Genomic DNA, 3,209 nt, shown 5'->3' with positions numbered 1-3,209 from the left:
TTTAGGGCGGTGATACAAGGTATATAAGTTGGCTTCTACAGATGAAGTATTTTTAGAAGTGTGTGTGGTTATTAGGCTTGTTCGTAGAGTCTTACGTGAGTAAACTACATGAACGATTATTAGGTGAAACCAAACCAGTAAAAATTCAGATTATTTACAGACGAAATCTCTAAAGTATCCTCTCCTTTAAAGGAAAGTAAGAAGCCAAGCATTCAGAATTTTGTGTTTATCTTTCTTTTTATGATTTTTTCACTCAAAATCTCTCATAATAAAACTGTAAAATGGCAATGTCTTACCACGTAAAGCTAAAGAAGCTGTTGGGCACAATCCATCTTTTCCTAATAATATACCCCCTCATTACCAATTGTATAGAGACAGTATTTTCATAGTCTTAATCGCTGCCTCCGCTAAAATATGGGCCATTCTATTCGGATAACGCTATTTATGATTATAAATCAATTGTATTGTAAGCTTTATATGGTGTTTATACGCTACTTTCAATTTTAATGTGAAAACCAATGGTTTTTATTGAGCTGAAGTTTGGGAGTTAAAATGACAAACTGTTCTTATGTTCAAATCTCTTATTTACGATATAAAAAGATAAATAACTATTATAAGTCAGTTTATTATCATTCTCCATAACATGCATTTGCGTAAATCATTTAATTGATAGTTTTGAATGTTCAATTTTAGAGAAGATATAAATAAAGCAATTGAACGATTACTATGTCGGTGATATATCAATCTTATTACTGTAAAGAAATTTTATTTTTATCTTACAAGATCAATGGTTTCATATATTCCTATTCATTGTTAAATATCCATAAGGGTAAACGAATGCGTTGAATGTACAGTGGGGCTTAAAAATTCTTCTTTTCGATTTTATACATAAGATCATAAAAATACCGACGTTTTTTGCGCTTATTTTATTTAACTTTTCGCTGTTAATTTTTAAAGGAAGTTGTTTTCTTGTTTCATCTCGTTATGACTTTTTCGTAATTTGAAGGTAGATTGACGATTTTCAGGGGGGGGTGAATAGAGTAAAGTTTTGTTTTATTGTTTTCACTTTTCCTAAATTTCACTAAGAGATAGTAAAAAGTGATGAGGAGGCTCTATTAATGGATGATGCTAAAAACAGTGCTGTAGATGTTTTGGAAAAACAAGCAGCATTTTTATCGTCTGCTTTACCTTATATGCAAAAATATGAAAATGAAACGGTTGTAGTAAAATATGGCGGTCATGCTATGGGTGATCCTGCTTTGGGGCGAGCATTTGCGCGTGATATTGCTCTTTTAAAGCAATCGGGGATTAATCCTGTTGTTGTTCATGGTGGTGGGCCTCAAATTGCTGAAATTTTAATGAAAATGGGAATTGAATCACGATTTGAAAACGGTTTACGGGTAACTGATGAGCGGATCGTTGAAGTAGTTGAAATGGTTTTAGCGGGTTCCATCAATAAGGAAATAGTTGCTCTCATCAATGCTGAGGGTGAATGGGCAATAGGGTTGTGCGGCAAGGATGGCAATATGGTTTTTGCCGAAAAGGCTTATAGAACTGTCATTGATCCTGATTCGCATATTGAACGTGTTTTAGATTTAGGGTTTGTTGGTGAACCTATTGAAGTTGATCGCACATTGCTGGATCTTTTAGCCTGTTCTGAAATGATACCAGTTCTTGCTCCTGTGGCTCCAGGTCGGGATGGTAAAACTTATAATATTAATGCTGATATTTTTGCTGGAGCTATTGCGGGGGCATTAGAGGCAAAACGTCTTTTATTTCTCACTGATGTTCCTGGTGTTTTGGATAAACAGGGTAAACTTTTAAAAGAATTAACAGTTTCTGAAGCTGAGAAACTTATCAAAAATGGAACAATTTCAGGAGGCATGATTCCAAAAGTAGAGACTTGTGTGAAAGCCCTTCAAAATGGTGTGGAAGGTGTTGTCATTTTAAATGGAAAAACCCCTCATTCTGTTTTACTAGAACTGTTTACCGAACAGGGAGTTGGAACGCTTATTGTTTCGTAAATTGTACGGAAAATTGGAGGAGAAGGCCTTTCATGACGAATATAAAACAGTTTAAATATCCTTTATTAAGTAAACCAGAATTGGCAATATTTGCTGCAACAATATTGTGGGGTATTACGTTTTTAGTCATTCACATTGCGGTACGCTATAGCGGTCCTCTATTTTTTGTTGGATTTCGTTTTATTGTTGCATCCCTTATATGTGGAGCAATTTTTGGGCGCTCTATAAAAGGTATAACTGTTTATGAAGTTTTTGCTGGGATGGCCATTGGTTTATCCATGTTTTTGGGTTATGCTTTTCAAGCAGCTGGACTGCAAACGATTATTAGTAGTCAGTCGGCTTTTATCACAGCGCTTTATGTTCCGATGGTTCCAATCTTGCAATGGATTGTTTTCAAAAAACCTCCCCGTTTTGCCTGTTGGGTTGGTATTATTTTCGCTTTTATTGGGCTTGTCCTTGTTTCAGGACAAAAGCCGGGAAGTTTTGATTTTTCAAAAGGTGAAATTTTGACTTTGTTGGGCGCTTTAGCGATTGCTGGAGAAGTCATACTCATCGGAATTTTTGCCAACAAGGTTGATAGTCGGCGTGTGACCGTTATTCAGTTATTCTTTAGTGGTTTTTTTTCATTTGTTTGTATGCCTTTGATGGGTGAAAGCATTCCTGAATTTTCGTGGGTATGGTTTAGTATTGGTATGGGATTGGCATTAATGAGTGCTATTATTCAATTGGCTATGAATTGGGCACAAAAGTCTATTTCTCCTACGCGTGCAACACTCATTTACGCGGGTGAGTCAGTATGGGCTGGTATTGTAGGGCGTTTGGCTGGAGAGCATTTATCTCCTTTAGCTTTATTGGGTGGTTTGTTTATTCTGATTGGGATCATTGTTGCTGAACTACAACCTTCACAATGGCGTAAAAAAAATAAAGCAATTCAAAAAAATTGATTAGCTATGCATCTTTCTTATAACGATTTTAGTGCATGCGTTTCTTTCTTGCAGAGTTTTCATTTTTGAGGCTTTATAAGCTGTTTCTGCTTTTGTATGCCAAATCGGAGCAAGAGTATTTATTTGTCTAATCTCTGAAATGAGCAGATAAGTTTCATGGGATTAAAATATGAAGGGGTAAATAAAAACCAGCCCTCATCTTTATTGTTATTTTTAAATTTGGTTTTACAACTTTCAAAAA

The 3,209-nt window shown here is 35.3% G+C and carries 2 protein-coding genes; both read left to right on the top strand.

Annotated features, from left to right (window positions below; translation table 11 throughout):
* Positions 1 to 1,118: 1,118 nt before the first annotated feature.
* Positions 1,119 to 2,024: an acetylglutamate kinase gene (gene argB, locus BN338_RS04250; protein WP_012230379.1), complete on the top strand. Its 906-nt coding sequence runs from the start codon at positions 1,119 to 1,121 to the stop codon at positions 2,022 to 2,024.
* 32 nt (positions 2,025 to 2,056) lie between these two features.
* Positions 2,057 to 2,968, top strand: a complete 912-nt coding sequence (locus tag BN338_RS04245; RefSeq protein WP_039759356.1) for a DMT family transporter — start codon at positions 2,057 to 2,059, stop codon at positions 2,966 to 2,968.
* Positions 2,969 to 3,209 lie beyond the last annotated feature (241 nt).

The sequence above is a fragment of the Bartonella queenslandensis AUST/NH15 genome, assembly GCF_000312585.1.
GTDB classification, from domain to species: domain Bacteria; phylum Pseudomonadota; class Alphaproteobacteria; order Rhizobiales; family Rhizobiaceae; genus Bartonella; species Bartonella queenslandensis_A.
Note: the sequence above shows the minus strand (reverse complement) of the source record. Positions and strands in the feature narration are given on the sequence as shown.